This is a genomic window from Lysinibacillus sp. NPDC093692 (genome assembly GCF_050280125.1).
Taxonomy (GTDB): domain Bacteria; phylum Bacillota; class Bacilli; order Bacillales_A; family Planococcaceae; genus Lysinibacillus.
In genome coordinates this window covers 15,014-37,206 of record NZ_JBNNUW010000010.1, presented here as the reverse complement: position 1 = coordinate 37,206, position 22,193 = coordinate 15,014, and the positions used below count along the sequence as shown (strand labels likewise).

The 22,193-nt window shown below is 39.3% G+C and carries 32 protein-coding genes; all 32 read left to right on the top strand.

What is annotated here, in order from left to right:
- Nucleotides 1-82 precede the first annotated feature (82 nt).
- The 32 genes from ACQKN4_RS12620 (at nt 83) to secY (ending at nt 22,149) form a co-directional block, all read left to right on the top strand.
- Nucleotides 83-331 (top strand): ribosomal L7Ae/L30e/S12e/Gadd45 family protein, encoded by a 249-nt coding sequence (locus tag ACQKN4_RS12620; RefSeq protein ID WP_079562375.1) that lies wholly within the window; start codon nt 83-85, stop codon nt 329-331.
- A gap of 98 nt (nt 332-429) precedes the next feature.
- A complete protein-coding gene (gene rpsL, locus ACQKN4_RS12615; RefSeq protein ID WP_008181595.1) occupies nt 430-849 on the top strand; it encodes a 30S ribosomal protein S12 in 420 nt (139 codons plus the stop codon).
- A 150-nt stretch (nt 850-999) separates the two neighbouring features.
- Entirely contained in the window at nt 1,000-1,470 is a 471-nt protein-coding gene (gene rpsG, locus ACQKN4_RS12610; protein WP_079562374.1) for a 30S ribosomal protein S7, read from the top strand.
- A 45-nt stretch (nt 1,471-1,515) separates the two neighbouring features.
- Complete coding sequence (gene fusA / locus ACQKN4_RS12605; RefSeq protein WP_079562373.1) at nt 1,516-3,594, top strand: elongation factor G; 2,079 nt, start codon at nt 1,516-1,518, stop codon at nt 3,592-3,594.
- A gap of 139 nt (nt 3,595-3,733) precedes the next feature.
- A complete protein-coding gene (tuf, locus tag ACQKN4_RS12600) occupies nt 3,734-4,921 on the top strand; it encodes an elongation factor Tu (RefSeq protein WP_079562372.1) in 1,188 nt (395 codons plus the stop codon).
- 295 nt (nt 4,922-5,216) lie between these two features.
- The gene (locus ACQKN4_RS12595; protein WP_427483887.1) at nt 5,217-5,900 is read left to right on the top strand and encodes a response regulator transcription factor; all 684 of its coding nucleotides are present in this window, start codon (nt 5,217-5,219) and stop codon (nt 5,898-5,900) included.
- Nucleotides 5,901-5,906: 6 nt separating this feature from the next.
- Nucleotides 5,907-6,923, top strand: a complete 1,017-nt coding sequence (locus ACQKN4_RS12590; protein WP_427483840.1) for a sensor histidine kinase — start codon at nt 5,907-5,909, stop codon at nt 6,921-6,923.
- A 96-nt stretch (nt 6,924-7,019) separates the two neighbouring features.
- Nucleotides 7,020-7,781: an ABC transporter ATP-binding protein gene (locus tag ACQKN4_RS12585; protein WP_079562370.1), complete on the top strand. Its 762-nt coding sequence runs from the start codon at nt 7,020-7,022 to the stop codon at nt 7,779-7,781.
- The gene (locus ACQKN4_RS12580; RefSeq protein WP_427483839.1) at nt 7,771-9,738 is read left to right on the top strand and encodes an FtsX-like permease family protein; all 1,968 of its coding nucleotides are present in this window, start codon (nt 7,771-7,773) and stop codon (nt 9,736-9,738) included. Before ACQKN4_RS12585 ends, ACQKN4_RS12580 begins: the two co-directional genes overlap by 11 nt.
- Nucleotides 9,739-9,903: 165 nt before the next feature.
- On the top strand, nt 9,904-11,220 hold the full coding sequence (locus tag ACQKN4_RS12575; protein ID WP_427483838.1) for a Na+/H+ antiporter family protein: 1,317 nt from the start codon (nt 9,904-9,906) through the stop codon (nt 11,218-11,220).
- Between the two features lie 450 nt (nt 11,221-11,670).
- Nucleotides 11,671-11,979: a 30S ribosomal protein S10 gene (gene rpsJ / locus ACQKN4_RS12570; RefSeq protein ID WP_004233624.1), complete on the top strand. Its 309-nt coding sequence runs from the start codon at nt 11,671-11,673 to the stop codon at nt 11,977-11,979.
- Nucleotides 11,980-12,022: 43 nt separating this feature from the next.
- Entirely contained in the window at nt 12,023-12,652 is a 630-nt protein-coding gene (rplC, locus tag ACQKN4_RS12565) for a 50S ribosomal protein L3 (RefSeq protein ID WP_079562367.1), read from the top strand.
- Between the two features lie 26 nt (nt 12,653-12,678).
- Nucleotides 12,679-13,302: a 50S ribosomal protein L4 gene (gene rplD, locus ACQKN4_RS12560; protein ID WP_079562366.1), complete on the top strand. Its 624-nt coding sequence runs from the start codon at nt 12,679-12,681 to the stop codon at nt 13,300-13,302.
- Nucleotides 13,302-13,586, top strand: coding sequence for a 50S ribosomal protein L23 (rplW, locus tag ACQKN4_RS12555; protein WP_079562365.1), 285 nt, complete (start codon nt 13,302-13,304; stop codon nt 13,584-13,586). The genes rplD and rplW overlap by 1 nt, the downstream gene beginning before the upstream one ends.
- Nucleotides 13,587-13,633: 47 nt before the next feature.
- A complete protein-coding gene (gene rplB / locus ACQKN4_RS12550; protein ID WP_079562364.1) occupies nt 13,634-14,464 on the top strand; it encodes a 50S ribosomal protein L2 in 831 nt (276 codons plus the stop codon).
- Nucleotides 14,465-14,524: 60 nt separating this feature from the next.
- Entirely contained in the window at nt 14,525-14,803 is a 279-nt protein-coding gene (gene rpsS, locus ACQKN4_RS12545) for a 30S ribosomal protein S19 (protein WP_049662848.1), read from the top strand.
- 22 nt (nt 14,804-14,825) lie between these two features.
- Nucleotides 14,826-15,170: a 50S ribosomal protein L22 gene (gene rplV, locus ACQKN4_RS12540; protein ID WP_004233639.1), complete on the top strand. Its 345-nt coding sequence runs from the start codon at nt 14,826-14,828 to the stop codon at nt 15,168-15,170.
- Nucleotides 15,171-15,173: 3 nt separating this feature from the next.
- Nucleotides 15,174-15,827: a 30S ribosomal protein S3 gene (gene rpsC, locus ACQKN4_RS12535; protein WP_049662850.1), complete on the top strand. Its 654-nt coding sequence runs from the start codon at nt 15,174-15,176 to the stop codon at nt 15,825-15,827.
- Between the two features lies 1 nt (nt 15,828).
- Nucleotides 15,829-16,263 carry a 50S ribosomal protein L16 gene (gene rplP, locus ACQKN4_RS12530; RefSeq protein ID WP_010860599.1) on the top strand — a complete coding sequence of 145 codons (435 nt, stop codon included), beginning with the start codon at nt 15,829-15,831 and terminating at the stop codon, nt 16,261-16,263.
- Nucleotides 16,253-16,453 (top strand): 50S ribosomal protein L29, encoded by a 201-nt coding sequence (gene rpmC / locus ACQKN4_RS12525; RefSeq protein ID WP_049662852.1) that lies wholly within the window; start codon nt 16,253-16,255, stop codon nt 16,451-16,453. Before rplP ends, rpmC begins: the two co-directional genes overlap by 11 nt.
- An 18-nt stretch (nt 16,454-16,471) precedes the next feature.
- Nucleotides 16,472-16,735, top strand: coding sequence for a 30S ribosomal protein S17 (gene rpsQ / locus ACQKN4_RS12520; RefSeq protein ID WP_053482810.1), 264 nt, complete (start codon nt 16,472-16,474; stop codon nt 16,733-16,735).
- Between the two features lie 45 nt (nt 16,736-16,780).
- Nucleotides 16,781-17,149, top strand: a complete 369-nt coding sequence (gene rplN, locus ACQKN4_RS12515) for a 50S ribosomal protein L14 (protein WP_004233650.1) — start codon at nt 16,781-16,783, stop codon at nt 17,147-17,149.
- A gap of 35 nt (nt 17,150-17,184) precedes the next feature.
- Complete coding sequence (rplX, locus tag ACQKN4_RS12510) at nt 17,185-17,493, top strand: 50S ribosomal protein L24 (protein ID WP_079562363.1); 309 nt, start codon at nt 17,185-17,187, stop codon at nt 17,491-17,493.
- Between the two features lie 28 nt (nt 17,494-17,521).
- A complete protein-coding gene (gene rplE, locus ACQKN4_RS12505; RefSeq protein WP_079562362.1) occupies nt 17,522-18,061 on the top strand; it encodes a 50S ribosomal protein L5 in 540 nt (179 codons plus the stop codon).
- 21 nt (nt 18,062-18,082) lie between these two features.
- Nucleotides 18,083-18,268, top strand: a complete 186-nt coding sequence (locus ACQKN4_RS12500; protein ID WP_004233656.1) for a type Z 30S ribosomal protein S14 — start codon at nt 18,083-18,085, stop codon at nt 18,266-18,268.
- 29 nt (nt 18,269-18,297) lie between these two features.
- Complete coding sequence (gene rpsH / locus ACQKN4_RS12495) at nt 18,298-18,696, top strand: 30S ribosomal protein S8 (protein WP_008181717.1); 399 nt, start codon at nt 18,298-18,300, stop codon at nt 18,694-18,696.
- Between the two features lie 30 nt (nt 18,697-18,726).
- Nucleotides 18,727-19,266, top strand: a complete 540-nt coding sequence (gene rplF, locus ACQKN4_RS12490; protein WP_079562361.1) for a 50S ribosomal protein L6 — start codon at nt 18,727-18,729, stop codon at nt 19,264-19,266.
- A 32-nt stretch (nt 19,267-19,298) separates the two neighbouring features.
- The gene (rplR, locus tag ACQKN4_RS12485) at nt 19,299-19,658 is read left to right on the top strand and encodes a 50S ribosomal protein L18 (protein WP_075807301.1); all 360 of its coding nucleotides are present in this window, start codon (nt 19,299-19,301) and stop codon (nt 19,656-19,658) included.
- 21 nt (nt 19,659-19,679) lie between these two features.
- Nucleotides 19,680-20,183 carry a 30S ribosomal protein S5 gene (gene rpsE / locus ACQKN4_RS12480; RefSeq protein WP_053482806.1) on the top strand — a complete coding sequence of 168 codons (504 nt, stop codon included), beginning with the start codon at nt 19,680-19,682 and terminating at the stop codon, nt 20,181-20,183.
- A 13-nt stretch (nt 20,184-20,196) separates the two neighbouring features.
- Nucleotides 20,197-20,379: a 50S ribosomal protein L30 gene (gene rpmD / locus ACQKN4_RS12475; protein ID WP_049662869.1), complete on the top strand. Its 183-nt coding sequence runs from the start codon at nt 20,197-20,199 to the stop codon at nt 20,377-20,379.
- Nucleotides 20,380-20,413: 34 nt separating this feature from the next.
- Complete coding sequence (rplO, locus tag ACQKN4_RS12470) at nt 20,414-20,854, top strand: 50S ribosomal protein L15 (protein ID WP_079562360.1); 441 nt, start codon at nt 20,414-20,416, stop codon at nt 20,852-20,854.
- Nucleotides 20,854-22,149, top strand: coding sequence for a preprotein translocase subunit SecY (secY, locus tag ACQKN4_RS12465; protein ID WP_079562359.1), 1,296 nt, complete (start codon nt 20,854-20,856; stop codon nt 22,147-22,149). The genes rplO and secY overlap by 1 nt, the downstream gene beginning before the upstream one ends.
- Nucleotides 22,150-22,193 lie beyond the last annotated feature (44 nt).

Here is a 22,193-nt window from a genome sequence, read left to right as displayed (position 1 = left end):
GATATGAGTTGACAGTCGAAATTGGTAATGATAATATATTGAAGGTTGATAGTTAACTGTCTGTACTTCGGAGGATATGAAAATGTCTTATGATAGAGTAAGGGATAGTCAAACAATCATAGGTACAAAGCAAACAGTAAAAGCAATGCGAGCCGGTTCAGTGAAAGAACTTTTTGTGGCACTTGATGCAGACAATTGGGTAACCGATTCGGCCATATCTTTCGCGAGAGAAATCGGTATACCAGTTACTCTTGTTGAGTCGAAAAAGAAACTGGGCAAGGCCTGTGGAATCCATGTTGGAGCTGCAGTAGTTGCGATTACTGTAGAGTAGTTTTTGTGTATTAAACACAAAGACTTTGTTTTTACCCAAAAAATGAACCACCTGGATGTGTGGTATTAACAAGGAATAAATGAAGGGAGGAAAAATCGATGCCTACAATTAACCAATTAGTACGTAAGCCTCGTCAATCTAAAAGCACGAAATCAAAATCACCAGCGTTAAACAAAGGATATAACTCATTTAAAAAATCTTTAACTGATGTTAAATCTCCACAAAAACGCGGAGTTTGTACTCGTGTAGGTACAATGACACCTCGTAAACCAAACTCAGCGTTACGTAAATACGCTCGTGTACGTTTAACTAACCAAATCGAGGTAACTGCTTATATCCCAGGTGAAGGCCACAACTTACAAGAGCACAGTGTTGTTCTTATCCGTGGCGGACGCGTAAAAGACTTAGCGGGTGTTCGTTACCATATCGTACGTGGTGCTCTTGATACAGCTGGTGTAAACGGTCGTTTACAATCACGTTCTAAATACGGAACAAAACGCCCTAAAGAAAAAAAATAATTTAACATTATTAAGCGTTGCTTAATAATGAACTTTAAAATAGTTGTCGCAAATTTTTAATCTTGCTAGCAGATTGGGAATTTGCCAGTCAACTATGACAAAATAATTCTTATAAAATAAATCGATAACTATTCGAAAGGAGGAAAACACATGCCTCGTAAAGGTCCTGTTTCCAAACGTGACGTGTTACCAGATCCAATTTATAGTTCAAAACTAGTAACTCGTTTAATTAATAAAATGATGGTTGATGGTAAAAGAGGTACTTCTCAAAAGATTTTATACGGTGCGTTCGATATCGTTAAAGAACGTTCTGGTGAAAATCCAATTGAAGTATTCGAAGCTGCTCTAAACAACGTAATGCCAGTTCTTGAAGTTCGTGCTCGCCGTGTTGGTGGTTCTAACTATCAAGTACCAGTAGAAGTACGTCCAGAACGTCGTACAACTTTAGGTCTTCGTTACCTAGTTAACTACGCTCGTCTTCGTGGTGAAAAAACTATGGAAGAGCGTTTAGCTAACGAAATCCTTGATGCTTCTAACAACACAGGTGCATCAGTTAAAAAACGTGAAGATATGCACAAAATGGCAGAAGCGAACAAAGCATTCGCTCACTACCGTTGGTAATCAATATCTAAACCGCATACGCCCAATATGGAAGGAGAAATACCTATGAAACGCGAATTCTCCCTAGAGAATACACGTAATATTGGGATCATGGCTCACATTGATGCTGGTAAAACAACAACAACTGAGCGTATCCTTTATTACACAGGTAAGATTCACAAAATTGGTGAAACTCATGAAGGCGCTTCTCAAATGGACTGGATGGAGCAAGAGCAAGAACGTGGTATTACAATCACTTCTGCTGCAACAACAGCTCAATGGAACGGCCACCGTGTAAACATCATCGATACTCCTGGACACGTAGACTTCACTGTAGAAGTTGAACGTTCACTACGCGTACTTGATGGTGCTGTAACAGTTCTTGATGCTCAATCTGGTGTTGAGCCTCAAACTGAAACAGTATGGCGTCAAGCTACAACTTACGGCGTTCCACGTATCGTGTTCATTAACAAAATGGATAAAACAGGTGCAGACTTCCTATATTCTGTAGGAACTCTACACGAACGTTTACAAGCAAACGCTCACCCTATCCAATTACCTATCGGCGCTGAAGATCAGTTCTCAGCAATCATTGACTTAGTTGAAATGAAAGCTACTTTCTATGGTGACGAAAAAGGTACAGCAGTGACTGAAGGTGAAATCCCTGAAGAACACCGCGCACAAGCTGAAGAATACCGTGAAAAATTAATCGATGCTGTTGCAAGTGTTGATGAAGAAATCATGGAAAAATATTTAGAAGGCGAAGAAATTTCTATTGCTGAACTTAAAGCGGCTATCCGTCGTGCTACGATCGCAGTAGAATTCTACCCAGTAATCTGTGGTACAGCATTCAAACACAAAGGCGTACGCCCAATGTTAGATGCAGTTATCGATTACTTACCATCTCCATTAGATGTACCAGCAATCAAAGGTACTGATGTTGATGGTGACGAAGAATTAGAACGTCATTCTTCAGATGAAGAGCCATTCTCAGCTCTTGCATTCAAAGTTATGACTGACCCATTCGTAGGTAAATTAACTTTCTTCCGTGTGTACTCTGGAACATTAGAATCAGGTTCATACGTACAAAACTCTTCTAAAGGTAAACGTGAGCGTGTAGGTCGTATCCTACAAATGCACGCAAACTCTCGTGAAGAGATTTCTAAAGTATTCGCTGGGGACATCGCAGCAGCAGTAGGTCTTAAAGATACTACTACTGGTGATACTCTATGTGACGAGAAAAACCTAGTTATTCTTGAATCAATGGAATTCCCTGAGCCAGTAATTTCTCTTTCTGTAGAACCAAAATCAAAAGCTGACCAAGATAAAATGGGTCAAGCTTTACAAAAACTTCAAGAAGAGGATCCAACTTTCCGTGCTCACACTGACACAGAAACTGGTCAAACAATCATCTCAGGTATGGGTGAGCTTCACCTTGATATCTTAGTTGACCGTATGCGCCGTGAATTTAAAGTAGAAGCTAACGTAGGTGCTCCAATGGTATCTTACCGTGAAACATTCCGTAGCTCTGCAAAAGTTCAAGGTAAATTCACTCGCCAATCTGGTGGTCGTGGACAATATGGTGACGTAACGATTGAGTTCTCTCCAAATGAAGAAGGTAAAGGCTTCGAATTCGAAAACGCTATCGTTGGTGGTGTAGTACCTCGTGAATACATTCCTGCTGTAGAAGCTGGTCTTCGTGACTCTCTTGACCGCGGTGTAGTAGCTGGTTACCCACTTATCGACATTAAAGCGAAATTAGTATTCGGTTCTTACCATGACGTTGACTCGAATGAGATGGCGTTCAAAATTGCTGCATCTATGGCTCTTAAAGAAGCTGCTAAACAATGTGACGCAGTTATCTTAGAACCAATGATGAAAGTAGAAGTTGTAATTCCAGAAGAATACCTTGGTGATATCATGGGTAACATTACTTCTCGTCGCGGACGCGTTGAGGGTATGGAAGCTCGCGGTAACTCACAAGTTGTTCGTGCAATGGTTCCTTTATCGGAAATGTTTGGATATGCAACAACTCTTCGTTCAGCAACGCAAGGTCGTGGGGTATTCTCAATGACATTCGATCATTATGAAGAAGTTCCAAAATCGATCGCTGCTGAAATCGTTAAAAAAAATAAAGGTGAATAATTGAATTTTCATCTTGCATAAAGTATAACTAATTTGTAAGCTATGATTGTGGGATGGCGGATGGGCCCGTTCGCCATCAGCAATCATTCTATAAATTTTTAAAAAATATAAACATATAATTTTGAGGAGGCAATCTCTAATGGCTAAAGAAAAATTCGACCGTTCAAAAACGCATGCTAACATTGGTACAATCGGACACGTTGACCATGGTAAAACTACTTTAACTGCTGCTATCGCAACAGTTCTTTCTAAAAAAATGGGTGGAGAAGCTAAATCATACGCTGATATCGATAACGCTCCAGAAGAAAAAGAACGTGGTATCACAATCAATACTTCTCACGTAGAATACGAAACTGATACTCGTCACTATGCACACGTTGACTGCCCAGGACACGCTGACTATGTTAAAAACATGATCACTGGTGCTGCACAAATGGACGGCGGTATCTTAGTAGTATCTGCTGCTGACGGCCCAATGCCACAAACTCGTGAACACATCCTTTTATCTCGTCAAGTAGGTGTTCCATACTTAGTAGTATTCATGAACAAATGTGATATGGTAGACGACGAAGAATTATTAGAATTAGTAGAAATGGAAATCCGTGACCTACTATCTGAATATGACTTCCCAGGTGACGATCTTCCAGTAATCAAAGGTTCTGCTCTTAAAGCTCTTGAAGGCGAAGCAGAATGGGAAGAAAAAATCGTTGAATTAATGGACGCTGTAGATTCTTACATCCCAACTCCAGAACGTCAAACTGACAAACCATTCATGATGCCAGTAGAGGACGTATTCTCTATCACTGGTCGTGGTACAGTTGCAACTGGCCGTGTTGAACGTGGTCAAGTTAAAGTTGGTGACGTAGTTGAAATCGTAGGTATTACTGAAGAAGCTAAATCTACAACTGTAACTGGTGTAGAAATGTTCCGTAAATTATTAGACTATGCTGAAGCTGGTGACAACATCGGTGCTTTACTTCGTGGTGTAGCTCGTGAAGATATCCAACGTGGTCAAGTATTATCTAAACCAGGTTCAATCACTCCACACACAAGCTTCAAAGCTGAAGTTTATGTTTTATCAAAAGAAGAGGGTGGCCGTCATACTCCATTCTTCACTAACTACCGTCCTCAGTTCTACTTCCGTACAACTGACGTAACAGGTATCTGTAACTTACCAGAAGGCGTTGAAATGGTAATGCCTGGCGATAACATCGAAATGACAGTAGAACTTATCGCTCCAATCGCTCTTGAAGAAGGTACTAAATTCTCTATCCGTGAGGGTGGCCGTACTGTAGGCGCTGGCGTAGTTGCTTCTATCCAAAAATAATTTAAGCATTTAGCTTATTTTCAAAACCAATCTGTAGGGACGCTTACAGATTGGTTTTTTATGTTAAAATAAGTTAAAAACATTTGATAATTTTATTTTAATTAGATTATCTTATGTATACATACTGGCTGAAATGCCAAAGAGCATAAGAATTTCAGCATGATAAAGTGGGAAGAAAATCTTTTATCTACGAAATTGCTGGGGATAAAATCTAATACAGCCTGTAGAGTGTAGAATCGCATCCCTTTCAATATACATAATAAACATTTCTTGGAAGGAGGGTTTGCAAGTGGAGATGAAAATATTGTTGATAGAAGACGATCCATCCATTTTCGAAATGATCCAGACACGTTTTGCACAGTGGTCTCTTCAAGTTGTAGGTGCTAAAGATTTTCAAAAGGTAATGGACGATTTTATTGAGGAAAAACCCCAGCTTGTATTGATAGACATTCAGCTACCTGCCTATGATGGCTTTCATTGGTGTCGTGAATTACGTCATATTTCAAAGGTGCCCATTCTCTTTCTATCTTCACGAGACCATCCAATGGATATGGTTATGGCAATGCAAATGGGTGCAGATGATTTTGTACAAAAGCCGTTCCATATGGAGGTATTACTTGCAAAGGTACAAGCCGTTTTACGTCGTACATATGATTATATAGAAGAATCAATGGATGTTACACGGTTTAATGGTGCAGTTATTGACTATGCGCGCAGTGAAATTATGTATGAGGGTAAGCTTGCTTCATTAACTAAAAATGAGCTCTTTATTTTACGTGTATTAGTGGAGAAGGTCGATCAAATTGTTTCTAGAGATGATTTAATGAGAAAGTTATGGGACGATGAACGCTTTGTCAATGATAATACATTATCGGTAAATGTTAATCGATTACGTACTAAGCTTGAGGAAATAGGGTTACAAGAAGTGATTTTAACTAAAAAGGGACTAGGTTATATGGCTTTAACACAAGGGACGTGATGGACAATGCTCATTTTATTTTTAAGAGAACGCCTCGCATGGATAGGCTTTTTTGTTTTTATCATCGTTTTGATCAATGTTTTATTTTCTTTAGACGTTGGATTAGTGGGAATCTCGATTTTGTATATTAACATTAGCATGCTTATTAGCTTTATGATCTTTCTTTTTTGGCGATACGTAGTAGAAGTAGGGCGGCTGAAAAATTTCCTAGGAAATGTTGAAAACCAATTTGATGACGTGCATAGCAAAAATTTAGTGTTATCGCCTTTTCAAACGGCATACTTTACGAAAATTGAAGAAGTTCTCTACGGTAAGAACACAGAGTTAAATCAAGCAAAGGTACAGCTGCAGGAATATTCGGATGAACTTCTAGCATGGGTTCATGAAGTAAAGGCACCTTTAACTGCAGTTAATTTAATGCTGGATCGCGTAGAAGATTTGACATTACGTCGTAAATTAGAGACAGAATGGCTAAGACTGCATTTATTGGTTGATCAGCAGCTACACCAAACACGATTAGCTTCTATTGAAAAAGATAATTATATGATGGACATTGAGCTAAAAACCGTTGTCTATAAAGAAATAAGAGCTATGCAGCCATGGTGTATAGAAAAAGGTATTGGTTTTGATGTGGAAGAGTTAACAGATACAGTGACGACGGACGGCAAATGGCTAGCCTTTATCATCCGACAAATTCTGTCCAATGCGATTAAATATAGTCCCGCAAATTCAGAGGTATTGATATTTACTGAAGTAGATGCTACTGGGGCAACACTATTACATATAAAAGATGCAGGTATTGGTATTCGTCAGGAGGATCTACCACGAATATTTAATAAATCGTACACTGGAACAGCCGGAAGGGAGTCTGCACAATCTACAGGTATGGGTCTATACTTAGCACATAATGTAGCACAGAAAATTGGCGTCCGTATTACCGTCCAATCTAGTGTAGGTGAAGGCTCGATATTTACATTACGTTTTCCATTACAAAATGAATATGTCAAACTAACAGGTAGATGACGAAATTGTCACCTACCTTTTTATATTGTCATGTAAAACACACGAATTGCCGACGTAGACAGGGTACACTTGAACTATAGAAAGGGGCGTTTACAAGTGGCGGTTTTAATTGGTCGTAAAGTAAAAAAAGTATATGGTAAAAAATCAACAGCCCAAGAAGTGTTAAAGGGTATTGATGTAGAAGTAAATCAAGGTGAATTTGTTGGCATTATGGGACCTTCAGGATCTGGGAAGACAACACTCTTAAATGTTTTGTGTTCAATCGACTTTGCTACAGAAGGTGTTATTGAAATAAATGGTCAAAACTTACGTGGTATGAAGGAGAAGGAGTTAGCTAATTTCCGTCGTGAACAATTGGGGTTCATATTCCAAGATTATAATTTATTAGATACACTAACGGTGAAAGAGAATATTCTACTACCATTAGCTATTGGCAGACTACCAAAGGCTGTTGCAGAGAGTCGTGTAAAGGAGCTTACACATTTATTAGGTATTGCTGAGATTTTAAACAAATATCCAAATGAAATATCAGGTGGTCAAAAGCAACGTACATCGGCAGCTCGGGCACTAATTACAAATCCTTCACTTGTATTTGCTGATGAACCTACAGGCGCACTTGACTCTAAATCAGCTACTGCACTTTTGAAAAATCTACAAAGTATTAATGAGTCAAAAAAAGCAACAATTATGATGGTTACGCATGATGCGGTAGCAGCGAGTTTTTGTACACGTGTTTTATTTTTAAAGGACGGACTTATTTATAGTGAGCTATATAAAGGAGATAAAACGAGACAGGCATTTTTCCAAGAAATCATGCATACGCAAAGTGTGCTAGGCGGTGACGGCTATGAGTCTTAGTAAACTCGTATTGCGCAGTATGAAGAAAAATATGAAGCATTATTATTTATATTTTTTCGCACTTATTTTTAGTGTGACTTTATATTTTTCTTTTGTGACATTGCAAAATAATGCTGAAGTGCTCGCTACAGTAGAGAAGAGCGGTACGGCCACAGCGGGTTTTAAAGCAGCAACCTATATGCTGTACTTTATTGTCTTATTTTTCGTCCTATATGCCAACCATCTATTTATGAAGCGTCGTAGTAAGGAGATAGGCTTGTATCAGCTAATAGGGATGACAAAGGGGCTTATCGTACGTTTATTAGCGGTAGAAAGTATCTTATTATTTGTAGGCGCGGTCGTTTTAGGTATACTTGCAGGGTTCTTTAGTTCACGCTTATTTGCAATGGTTTTACTGCGCGTACTCGAAAAAGAGGCACTTGTGACGATGACATTTAGTACAGAGGCATTACAGCAGTCTATCTCAGTATTTGCCATTCTACTAGTCATTGTACTTGTGCAAATGGCTTTGATGATTTACCGTGTATCATTACTATCATTATTCAGTGCTTCTAAGCAAGCCGATGAGCGCGTAAAACGTTTCAGCCCATTACAAATGGTTATTGGCTTTTTGGGACTTGTATTTATTGCATATGGCTACTATGCATCAACGAAGCTCTTTGATATTAACTCTCAGGGTAATTTAACACTTAATATGATTATTATTTTAGCAACTACCATAGGTGGGACGTTCCTTGTTTTCCGTTTCTCTGTAGCATTTATTATGAATTTAATTCGTCTTAAGAAAAATGGACATTTAACTGTGCGTGATGTATTAGCATTAACACCGATTATGCATCGTATGAAGGGTAATGCGAAATCCTTAACGCTTATTACGGTTTTAACAGGTGTTTCACTTGGGGTTACAACTTTAGCGTATATTTCGTATTATTCATCAGAATCGTCGGCATATAGCCGAGTACCTGGTGATTACGTTTTACTTGAAGATAAGGACCAGGAATTTTTAAAGAAGCTAGAGGACAATCATATTGCTTTTGATAAAAGCGATTTCCGATTGCAGAGTGTTTCAGCTTCCTTTTCACAGCTATTATCGAAAGAACAGCAAAATAAAGATAATCCCCTTTTTGGTTTAGAAGGAATCATTTATACAATCCCACTTTCTGATTATCAACAAATAGTTCCTGAAGCTTCCGTTTCGGATAATGATGTTATATTAACAAACTATGGTGGTTATATGGCAGAGATGTTTCCACTTGAAAAGGATCGTGATGTTGTTGTCACTCCTGGAGGTCCAGAGGTACCTAAAGAAGAAACGCTTCATGTCAAAGATGTTCAACATGAAAGTATTATAAGTGGTACTGTGACTGCTGGGCCTGGGGGACCGATTTTTGTAGTTTCAGATGCATTGTTTGAAAAACTAGCTACTTATTCAAGCGCTTCTGAATGGCACAAACAAACTTCTATTAAGATAAAGAATAAAAGTGATTTAGCTCAAGCAGAGAAGTTATATATACAATTAAATGAAGAAAATTATCCAAACCTTATACAATCCTATGAAGAAGAACGTAAGGGGAATATTGAATCATTAGGAATTACAATATTTACCGCAGCATTTTTAGGATTAGCATTTTTAATGACAACAGGTAGTATTTTATACTTTAAGCAAATGTCTGAGGCTGAAGAGGAGCGAGGCTCTTATACGATATTAAGAAAAATTGGCTTCGCTGAAAAAGATATTATGAAAGGTATTTATATGAAACAAGCCTTTAATTTTGGTGTTCCATTAATAATAGGGCTACTTCATAGTTACTTTGCTGTTAAGTCAGGATGGTTTTTATTCGGTTCAGAGTTAACCGCACCATTGTGGATTGCTATGAGCTGCTATATAGCGTTATATGCTATCTTCGCTGTACTTTCTGTTGGTTATTATAAAAAAGTCATTCGTGGATCGTTATAAATAGGAAGAAGTCTTAAAGCAGTATGATTAGTTAAGGTCATACTGTTTTTTTGTTGTTTGAATTTAGGGGATTTTTCCAGGGTATAAAAACATCTTGACTTTCAAGTATTAGACGATTAAAGTTTAGTATATTAGTAATCTAGTGTACGAAAGTGAAGTGTTAAAATGAACGCAGTAATTGTGGCCGTGGCTGTCATGTTAATATTAAGCTTGCTCCGTATCAATGTTGTTCTTTCTCTTGTGTTGGGCGCCTTCGCAGGAGGTCTAACAAGCGGCATGGGTATTGAAGCAACTGTACAATCATTTACAGAAGGATTAGGAGCAGGCGCAACGATTGCTTTAAGTTATGGGTTGCTTGGTGGTTTCGCTATTGCCATTTCAAAAACAGGAATTCCTGAATTAATGATTGCAGGGATTTTAAACATATTAAATAAAAATGGTACAAGTAATCGAAAAGGTTTAGTAAAGGTTTTAATTTTCCTACTGATCTTTATGATGTCTATTTTCTCGCAAAACTTAATTCCAATTCATATAGCCTTTATCCCGTTATTGATCCCTCCGATTTTAAGGGTATTAAATATGTTAGAAGTAGACCGACGAGTGATTGCTACATTAATTGCTGTTGGTTTAATAGGAACGTATAGCTTCGTACCTGCTGGCTTCGGAGCTATTTTCCAAGATATCGTTTCTACTCAAGTTACCAAGGCAGGTATGGAGTCATCTTCACGTGATGTACCAGTAGCGATGGCTATACCCGTTCTGGGGATGTTAATTGGATTATGTGTAGCCTTTTTCGTATATCGAAAACCTAGACAATATCAAAATAAAGATGTTGATACAGAGTCTTTAAACGTTCATGTCAGTAAGTTCGTTATTTTTTCTACGACTGTGGCTTTAATTGTCTCTCTATGTGCACAAATTTATACTGATTCGATGATTGTAGGCGCCTTTGCAGGAATTATGATGATGTATTTTACTGGTGCACTTAAATGGAGAGAGGCAGATGAGATTCTTTCTGAGGGAATGAAGATGATGGCCTTTATCGGTTTTGTGATGATCGCTGCAAATGGTTTTGCATCTGTTATTAACGCCACGGGTCATGTAGATAGCTTAATCGCAAACTCGCTATCAATTCTCCAAGGCAATAAGAGTCTAGCTATATTGATAATGTTGGTCATCGGTTTAATAGTGACGATGGGGATTGGTTCATCCTTTGCGACAGTACCTATTATTGCAACCTTATTTGTGCCTCTCGCACAAGGGTTAGGAATGAGTCCTTTGGCGATTATCTGTCTTATAGGTACAGCAGGTGCTTTAGGTGATGCAGGCTCTCCTGCTTCAGATTCTACTCTTGGACCAACTGCAGGTTTAAATGTAGATGGACAGCATAATCACATTTGGGATACATGTGTGCCAACGTTTATTTTTATAAACATCCCACTTATTATATTTGGCTGGGTTGCATGTGTATTTTTCTTATAAGTAATAGAAAGAGCGGCTTCTAACTATTAGAGGCTGCTTTTTTTGTCTTTATGAGATTATAGATTGTTAATGCCGTCATAACTAAGCGCATCATCTTCAAATTGAGTTCACCAGTCCTTTACAAACTAGTTCTTGCAGTTTGTTATTGTTTGAAATATTCGAAAACGTTGATATAACAACCTTATGTGTTGCAAAGTGCATGAGAATTTTATATACTAGTAAACGGTTTAGAGGAACGAGAAATATTAGTAGTAAGAATATCAACAACATTTAAAAGAATTTAGCGAAAAGACTTGCTTATTCTTTTTTTATTGGGTATAATGTTGAATGTTGGTCTTTGACTGCGATGAAACGAGAGGTTGCCGACACACCCGGCCGCTTTGCCATGGCGGTGTGACGGAAAATTTTCGTGGAGAATGTCTAGAAAATAGGCGAGAAGGAGGGAAAATAATGGCAAAACAAAAGATTCGTATTCGTTTAAAAGCGTATGATCACCGTATTTTAGATCAGTCTGCTGAGAAAATTGTGGAAACTGCAAAACGTTCAGGTGCAAGTGTATCAGGTCCGATTCCACTTCCAACTGAGAAGTCTGTGTACACGATTCTTCGTGCCGTTCACAAGTACAAAGATTCTCGTGAACAATTCGAAATGCGTACGCATAAACGTCTGATCGATATCGTTAACCCAACACCACAAACTGTTGACGCGTTAATGAAACTTGATTTACCATCTGGCGTTGATATCGAAATCAAACTTTAATGGTAAAAATATAACTATTCAAAACTTACAGGAGGTGTGACAAATGGCTAAAGGAATCTTAGGTAGAAAAATTGGTATGACACAAGTTTTTGCTGAAAACGGCGATTTAATCCCGGTAACAGTTATCGAAGCTACTCCAAACGTAGTTCTTCAAAAGAAAACTGCTGATACAGATGGCTACGAAGCTATCCAAGTTGGTTTCGAAGACAAGCGCGTTAAGCTTTCTAACAAACCAGAACAAGGTCACGTAGCAAAAGCGAACACTGCTCCTAAGCGCTTCATTCGTGAATTCCGCAACGTGAACGTTGAAGAATACGAAGTTGGTCAAGAAGTCAAAGTAGAAATTTTCGCAGAAGGCGATGTAATTGATGTAACAGGTGTTACTAAAGGTAAAGGTTTCCAAGGTGTAATTAAACGCCATGGTCAATCTCGTGGTCCTATGGCCCACGGTTCTCGTTACCACCGTCGTCCTGGTTCAATGGGTCCAGTTGCTCCGAACCGCGTATTCAAACAAAAGAAATTACCTGGTCAAATGGGTGGCACAGTAGTTACAATCCAAAACTTAGAAGTCGTGAAAGTTGATGCGGAACGTAACTTACTACTTGTTAAAGGTAATGTTCCTGGTTCTAAAAAAGCTCTAGTTACAGTTAAAACTGCAATTAAAGCTAAGTAATCACCTAAGGAAAGGAGGAAACAGGAATGACAAAAGTATCTGTACTTAGTCAAACAGGTGCTTCAGTTGGTGAAATCGAATTAAACGATGCGATCTTCGGAATCGAGCCAAATGAAGCAGTATTATTCGACGCTGTAGTTGCACAACGTGCTTCTCTACGTCAAGGTAATCACAAGGTTAAAAACCGTTCTGAAGTTGCTGGTGGTGGTCGTAAACCATGGCGTCAAAAAGGAACTGGTCGTGCTCGTCAAGGTTCTATCCGTTCTCCACAATGGCGCGGTGGTGGTGTCGTATTCGGCCCAACTCCACGTAGCTATTCTTATAAATTACCGAAAAAAGTTCGTCGCTTAGCTCTTAAATCTGCTTTATCAGCTAAAGTAGTAGAACAGAACTTCTTAGTTCTTGATGCTCTTTCACTAGCAGCACCAAAAACAAAAGAATTCACAAAAATCCTTAAAGATCTTTCTTTAGAGAAAAAATCTTTATTCGTAACTGCTGACCTAGATGAAAACGTAGCATTATCTGCTCGTAACATCCCTGGTGTAACAGTTTTAACTGCAAACGGAATCAACGTTCTTGATCTATTAGGTCACGATAAAGTTGTATTCACAAAGTCTGCAGTAGAAAAAGTTGAGGAGGTGCTTGGATAATGGAAGCACGTGATATTTTAAAACGTCCAGTCATTACTGAGCGTTCTTCAGAACTTATGGCAGAGAAAAAGTATACTTTCGAAGTAGACACTCGCGCTAACAAAACTCAAGTAAAAGACGCTGTAGAAGAAATCTTTGGTGTGAAAGTTGAGAAAGTAAACGTTCTTAACTACAAAGGTAAATTCAAACGCGTTGGCCGCTACGGTGGTTACACTAACAAACGTCGTAAAGCGATTGTTAAATTAACTACTGATAGCAAAGAAATCGAATTATTCGAAATGTAATCCTTTATGGATTTATGATTTGAACAATCAAGAAGGAGGGAAACACAATGGCGATTAAAAAGTATAAACCTACCTCTAATGGTCGTCGTAATATGACGTCTTTAGACTTTGCGGAAATTACAACTAACAAGCCTGAGAAATCATTGCTTGAACCAACTAAACGCAAAGCTGGTCGTAACAACCAAGGTAAAATCACTGTTCGTCATCATGGCGGTGGACATAAGAAGCAATACCGTGTTATCGATTTCAAACGTGTAAAAGATGGCATTCCGGCTAAAGTTGCTACTATTGAATATGATCCAAACCGTTCTGCGAATATCGCATTAATCAACTACGCTGATGGAGCAAAAGCTTACATCTTAGCACCAAAAGGTCTAGAGGTTGGTCAAACAATCGTATCTGGTCCAGATGCTGATATTAAAGTAGGTAATACATTACCATTAGCAAACATTCCAATGGGTACTACAATCCATAACATCGAGTTAAAACCTGGTAAAGGTGGACAATTAGTACGTTCTGCTGGTACTTCTGCACAAGTACTTGGTCGTGAAGACAAATACGTAATCGTTCGTCTACAATCTGGTGAAGTACGTTTAGTGTTAGCTACTTGCCGCGCTACAATCGGTCAAGTTGGTAACGAACAACACGAACTAGTACACATCGGTAAAGCAGGTCGTAGCCGTTGGTTAGGTAAACGCCCAACAGTTCGTGGTTCTGTAATGAACCCTAACGATCACCCACACGGCGGTGGTGAAGGACGTTCTCCAATCGGACGTAAATCACCAATGACTCCTTGGGGTAAACCAGCACTTGGTTACAAAACTCGCAAGAAGAAAAACAAAACGGATAAATTCATCATCCGTAGTCGTAAAAAATAAAGTGGTTAAACTACGGTTCTATGTGAGAGCCGTGGTGGAATCACGGAGGGAGGTTCCTACATGGGTCGCAGCTTGAAAAAAGGACCTTTTGTTGATGACCACTTAATGAAAAAAGTGGAAGCGCAAGAGGCTTCTGAGAAAAAACAAGTTATCAAAACTTGGTCTCGCCGTTCTACAATTTTCCCGACTTTTATCGGTTTAACGATTGCTGTTTATGATGGACGTAAACACGTTCCTGTATACGTAACAGAAGATATGGTAGGCCACAAACTTGGTGAATTCGCACCAACACGTGCTTACAAAGGTCACGGTGCAGACGACAAGAAAACAAGACGCTAATTTTGAGAGGAGGTAAATCCTAATGACACAAGCTAAAGCTATCGCTCGTACTGTTCGCATTGCTCCTCGTAAAGTCCGTCTAGTTGTAGACTTAATCCGAGGCAAGCAAGTTGGTGAGGCAGTTGCAATTTTACGTCATACTCCAAAAGCGGCGTCTCCAGTCGTTGAAAAAGTATTAAAATCTGCAGTTGCTAACGCTGAGCATAACTACGATCTTGACATCAACTCTTTAGTAGTTTCTGAAGTATTCGTTGATGAAGGTCCAACATTAAAACGTTTCCGTCCACGTGCACAAGGACGTGCAAGCGCAATTAACAAACGCACAAGCCACATCACTCTAGTGGTATCTGAGAAGAAGGAGGGTTAATCCGTGGGTCAAAAAGTACATCCAATAGGACTGCGCGTTGGTATTATTCGTGACTGGGAGTCAAAATGGTACGCTGAAAAAGACTATGCAACTCTACTTCACGAAGACATCAAAGTGCGTAAATATATTGAAACGGCTCTTAAAGACGCTTCTGTTTCTAAAGTAGAAATCGAACGCGCTGCAAACCGTGTAAACATTACAATTCACACTGCGAAACCAGGTATGGTAATCGGTAAAGGTGGTTCTGAAGTTGAGAATCTTCGTAAATACCTTAGCGATTTAACTGGTAAACGTGTACACATCAACATTATCGAAATTAAACGTGCTGATCTTGACGCTCGTCTAGTAGCTGAAAACATCGCTCGTCAATTAGAAAACCGTGTATCATTCCGTCGTGCGCAAAAGCAAGCGATCCAACGCACAATTCGTGCTGGTGCAAAAGGAATTAAAACACAAGTATCTGGTCGTTTAGGTGGCGCTGATATCGCGCGTGCTGAACACTATAGTGAAGGAACTGTTCCACTTCATACTCTACGTGCTGACATCGACTATGCACACGCAGAAGCTGACACTACTTACGGTAAATTAGGCGTTAAAGTATGGATCTACCGTGGTGAAGTTCTTCCTACGAAGAAATCTGTGGAAGGAGGCAAATAATATGTTATTGCCTAAACGCGTAAAATACCGTCGTGAACACCGCGGAAACATGCGTGGCGAAGCGAAAGGCGGTAAAGAAGTATCTTTCGGCGAATGGGGCTTACAAGCTCAAACAGCTAGCTGGATTACTAACCGTCAAATCGAATCTGCACGTATCGCGATGACTCGTTACATGAAACGTGGCGGTAAAGTTTGGATTAAAATCTTCCCACACAAACCTTACACTAAAAAACCTCTAGAAGTCCGCATGGGTTCTGGTAAAGGTTCTCCTGAAGGTTGGGTTGCAGTAGTAAAACCAGGAAAAGTAATGTTCGAAATCGCTGGTGTATCTGAAGAGATCGCACGTGAAGCACTTCGTTTAGCATCACATAAGCTTCCTGTTAAATGTAAGATCGTAAAACGTCAAGAAACTGGTGGTGAATCTAATGAAAGCTAATGAAATCCGTGACCTTGCCACTTCTGAATTAGAATTGAAAGTGAAATCACTGAAAGAAGAGCTTTTCAACCTTCGCTTCCAATTGGCGACTGGTCAATTAGAAAACACAGCTCGTATTCGTGAAGTGCGTAAAGCAATCGCGCGTATGAAAACTGTTATTCGTGAAAGAGAAATCAGTGCAAATAACTGATAAAGGAGGTTTTCAAGTATGACTGAGCGTAATCAACGCAAAGTTTACACGGGCCGCGTTGTTTCAGATAAAATGGACAAAACTATTTCTGTTTTAGTTGAAACTCACAAAAAGCACAAGCTTTATGGTAAACGTGTAAAATACTCTAAAAAGTTTAAAGCTCATGATGAGTTAAACACAGCGAAAATCGGTGATATCGTACGTATCATGGAAACTCGCCCGCTATCAGCTACTAAACGTTTCCGTCTAGTTGAAGTTGTAGAAAAAGCGGTTATTATTTAATAACACTATTTCGGAACAACCAATTTCCGAAGGGAGGTAACCTAAGTGATCCAACAAGAAAGTCGTATGAAAGTTGCTGACAACTCAGGTGCACGTGAAGTTCTTACAATTAAAGTCCTTGGTGGCTCTGGCCGTAAAACTGCTAACATCGGTGATATCGTTGTTTGTACAGTTAAGAAAGCAACACCAGGTGGCGTTGTTAAGAAGGGTGACGTTGTTAAAGCTGTTATCGTTCGTACTAAATCAGGCGTACGTCGTAAAGATGGTACGTACATCAAATTTGATGAAAATGCTTGTGTAATTATTCGTGATGATAAATCACCACGCGGAACTCGTATTTTCGGACCTGTTGCACGTGAATTACGTGACAGCAACTTCATGAAAATCGTTTCTCTAGCTCCAGAAGTTCTTTAATTTCATGATAGTGCCAATCAAGGAGGTGCGACAGCATGCATGTAAAAAAAGGTGACAAGGTTAAGGTGATCACTGGTAAGGACAAAGGCAAAGAAGGCGTTATCCTTGCTTCTTACCCTAGACAAGATCGCGTTCTTGTTGAAGGTGTGAACATCGTGAAAAAACACGTAAAACCTAACCAATTGAATCCACAAGGTGGAATTGTAAGCCAAGAGGCTGCAATTCACGTTTCGAACGTAATGCTAATCGATCCTAAATCTGGCGAGCCGACTCGTGTAGGTTATAAAATCGAAAACGGTAAAAAAGTTCGTGTTGCAAAAAAATCAGGTGCAGTAATCGACTAATTTCTATAAAAAGAAGGGAGGTACACAAATGAGCCGCCTAAAAGAAAAATATTTAAATGAAGTTTCAACTGCTCTTATGAGCAAGTTTGGATATAAATCAGTTATGCAATTGCCGAAAGTTGACAAAATCGTTATCAACATGGGTGTTGGTGATGCAGTTCAAAACTCAAAAGCATTAGATGCAGCTGTAGAAGAATTAACAATTATCACTGGTCAAAAACCAGTTGTAACTAAAGCGAAAAAATCGATCGCAGGTTTCCGTCTACGTGAAGGTATGCCTATCGGTGCTAAAGTTACATTACGCGGTGAGCGTATGTATGAATTCTTGGACAAATTAATCTCAATTTCACTACCTCGTGTACGTGACTTCCGTGGTGTTTCTAAAAAAGCATTCGACGGTCGCGGTAACTACACTTTAGGTGTTAAAGAGCAATTAATTTTCCCAGAAATCGATTACGATAAAGTTTCAAAAGTACGCGGTATGGACATCGTGATCGTAACGACAGCGAATTCTGATGAAGAAGCTCGCGAGTTATTGACACAATTCGGTATGCCGTTCCAAAAGTAATTAAACAAGGAGGGCGAAAACGTGGCTAAAAAATCTATGATCGTTAAACAACAACGTAAGCAAAAGTTTAAAGTGCAAGAATATACACGTTGTGAACGCTGTGGCCGTCCACACTCTGTATATCGTAAATTTAAACTTTGCCGTATTTGTTTCCGAGAACTTGCATATAAGGGACAAATTCCTGGCGTGAAAAAAGCCAGCTGGTAATCCCCTAATTTGGGAAGGAGGTAAATGTAATGACAATGACTGATCCGATTGCAGATATGCTTACTCGCATTCGTAATGCGAACATGGTTCGTCACGAGAAGTTAGAAGTACCAGCTTCCAACGTGAAAAAAGAAATCGCTGAAATTTTAAAGCGTGAAGGTTTCGTACGTGACGTAGAATACGTGGAAGACAACAAGCAAGGTATTATCCGTATCTTCTTAAAATACGGTAAAGATAACGAACGCGTTATCACTGGCTTAAAACGTATTTCTAAACCTGGTCTACGAGTATATGCTAAAACAAATGAAGTGCCTAAAGTACTGAACGGTCTTGGTATCGCTTTAGTGTCAACTTCACAAGGTCTATTAACAGATAAAGAAGCTCGCGCTAAACAAGTTGGCGGCGAAGTTCTAGCATACGTTTGGTAATTAGCAATAAATGAATGGAGGTGCAACTAAATGTCTCGTGTAGGTAAAAAAATTATCGAGGTACCAGCTAACGTAACTGTTACTGTTGCAGCTGACAACACAGTTACCGTTAAAGGTCCTAAAGGCGAACTTGTTCGTTCTTTCCACCAAGATATGAAAATTGAGCAAGAAGGTAACGTGATTTCTGTATCTCGTCCTTCTGACTCAAAAGAACACCGCACAAACCACGGTACAACACGTGCGCTTTTAGCGAACATGATTACTGGTGTTTCTGCAGGTTTCGAAAAATCATTAGAACTAATCGGTGTCGGTTACCGTGCGCAATTACAAGGTAAAAAACTTGTTCTTAACGTAGGTTATTCACATCCAGTTGAGTTCACACCTGAAGATGGTTTAGAAGTTGAAGTTCCTTCAAACACTAAGATCATCGTTAAAGGTATTAGCAAAGAACGTGTTGGTGCTCTTGCATCTAACATCCGTGACGTGCGTCCACCAGAGCCTTACAAAGGTAAAGGTATCCGTTATGAAGGCGAATATGTTCGTCGTAAAGAAGGTAAAACAGGTAAATAATGCTGTCTAAGCATTAGAAAGGAGTGACCCTTGTGATTACGAAACAAGATAAAAATCAGGTTCGTAAAAAACGTCATGCGCGCGTACGTTCTAAAATTTCGGGTACTGCTGAGCGTCCACGCTTAAACGTATTCCGTTCAAACAAGAACATCTACGCTCAACTTATCGATGACGTAGCAGGCGTAACAATTGTTAGCGCATCTTCTCAAGAAAATGGTTTTGAAGCTGCTGGTAGCAATGTTGATGCTGCAACTAAAGTCGGTGAAACAATCGCAAAACGCGCTACGGAAAAAAATATTACTGCTGTAGTATTTGACCGTGGTGGTTACTTATATCATGGACGTGTTAAAGCTTTAGCTGAAGCTGCACGTGAGAACGGTTTAGAATTCTAATAAAAAGGAGGGACACATTTCATGAGTCGAATTGACGCAAACAAACTTGGAGAACTTGAAGAACGCGTAGTTACTATTAACCGTGTTGCTAAAGTTGTTAAAGGTGGACGTCGCTTCCGCTTCACAGCATTAGTTGTTGTTGGCGATAAAAACGGTCACGTTGGATTCGGTACTGGTAAAGCTCAAGAGGTGCCAGATGCTATCCGTAAAGCTGTTGAAGATGCGAAGAAAAACTTAATCGAAGTGCCACGCGTAGGTGGAACAACTCCACACTTAGTGCAAGGTCGCTTTGGTGCAGGAGAAATCCTAATTAAACCTGCTGCTCCTGGTACAGGGGTTATCGCTGGTGGTCCAGTACGTGCCGTACTAGAACTTGCTGGTATTACTGATATTCTTTCAAAATCTCTTGGAACTAACACACCAATCAATATGGTGCGTGCAACTATTCAAGGTTTAACTGAATTAAAACGCGTAGAGGACGTAGCTAAATTACGTGGTAAATCAGTGGAAGAAATATTAGGATAAGGGGGGAAAGATAATGGCTAACAAATTAGAAATCACCCTTACAAAATCTGTGATTGGTTCTAAACCAGCACAACGCAAAACTATTGAAGCACTAGGTTTACGTAAATTAAACCAAACTGTTGAGAAAGCTGATAATGCAGCTACTCGCGGTATGATTGATGTAGTAGCTCACTTAGTTACTGTAAAAGAAAACTAATTTTTAATTAACGAACAAGGAGGTGCCATCCAATATGAAACTTCATGAGTTAAAACCAGCAGAAGGTTCCCGTAAAGTACGTAACCGCGTAGGTCGCGGTATCGGTTCTGGTAACGGTAAAACTGCAGGTAGAGGTCATAAAGGTCAAAACTCTCGTTCTGGCGGCGGTGTACGCCCAGGATTCGAAGGTGGTCAAAACCCTTTATTCCGTCGTTTACCGAAACGCGGCTTTACTAACATTAACCGTAAAGAGTACGCGATCGTTAATCTTGACACATTAAACCGTTTTGAAGATGGTGCAGAAGTAACAACTGCATTATTACTTGAATCAGGTTTAGTGAGCAATGAAAAAGCTGGAATTAAAGTTCTTGGAAACGGAACTCTTAACAAAAAGCTTACAGTAAAAGCTCATAAATTCTCAGCTTCGGCTAAAGAAGCAATTGAAAATGCCGGCGGAACTACTGAGGTGATTTAATGTTTCAGACGATCTCTAACTTTATGCGTGTTCGAGATATACGAAATAAAATCATTTTTACTCTTTTAATGTTAATCGTTTTCCGTATTGGTACGTTCGTACCAGTACCAAACGTTGACGCAAATGTATTAAAGGCAACTGATGAGTTTAACCTCGTTGGTTTCCTGAATACTTTTGGCGGTGGTGCTTTAAAGAACTTCTCAATCTTCGCGATGGGGATTATGCCTTACATCACTGCTTCAATTATTGTTCAGTTATTGCAAATGGACGTAGTACCGAAATTTGCTGAGTGGGCAAAGCAAGGTGAAGTCGGAAGACGTAAACTTGCACAATTTACTCGTTACTTTACAATTATTCTTGCCTTTATCCAATCATTCGCAATGTCATTTGGTTTTAATAGAATGTATGGTGGATCTTTGATTAAAGAAGAAGGAATTATAACATATGTTACGATTTCAATTGTATTAACTGCGGGTACAGCATTCCTAGTATGGCTTGCTGACCAAATTACTGCGCATGGTGTTGGAAATGGTATTTCAGTTGTAATTTTCGCAGGTATCGTTGCGGCATTACCGACTGGCATTAACCAAATCTATGCACAGCAAATCGAGGGTGCTGGTGATAAGTTATTTATCAATCTAGTGATTCTTGGTTTACTTGCTTTAGTTTTGCTAGCAGTTGTTGTTGGAGTTATCTATGTGCAACAAGCACTACGTAAAATTCCAATTCAATATGCAAAACGAGTTACTGGACGCAATCAACAAACAGGTTCTCAACAAACGCATTTACCGTTAAAAGTAAATGCTGCAGGGGTTATTCCGGTAATTTTTGCATCAGCGTTTCTGATGACACCTCGTACGTTAGTTCCGTTCTTTGGTGAAAGTGGCGTATCAACATTTATTCAAAACACGTTTGATTATACAAAACCTGTTGGGATGATTGTTTACGTTACCTTGATCATCGCGTTCACATATTTCTATGCATTCATACAAGTGAATCCAGAAAATGTGGCAGATAACTTGAAAAAGCAAGGTGCTTACATTCCAGGTATTCGTCCTGGTGAAAGTACTCAAACGTATTTAACAAGCGTGTTATATCGTCTGACATTTGTTGGTGCGATTTTCTTAACTGTTATATCAGTAATGCCGATTATAATCATAAACTTTATGAATCTACCTGCCACAGTGCAGATCGGTGGTACTAGTATAATTATCGTAGTCGGCGTTGCGCTCGAAACGATGAAACAGCTAGAATCTCAACTTGTTAAACGTCACTACAAAGGCTTTATGAAATAATGTTGGTTTTTAGGGAACGTTCCATCGTTTCCTGAAATCAGCAA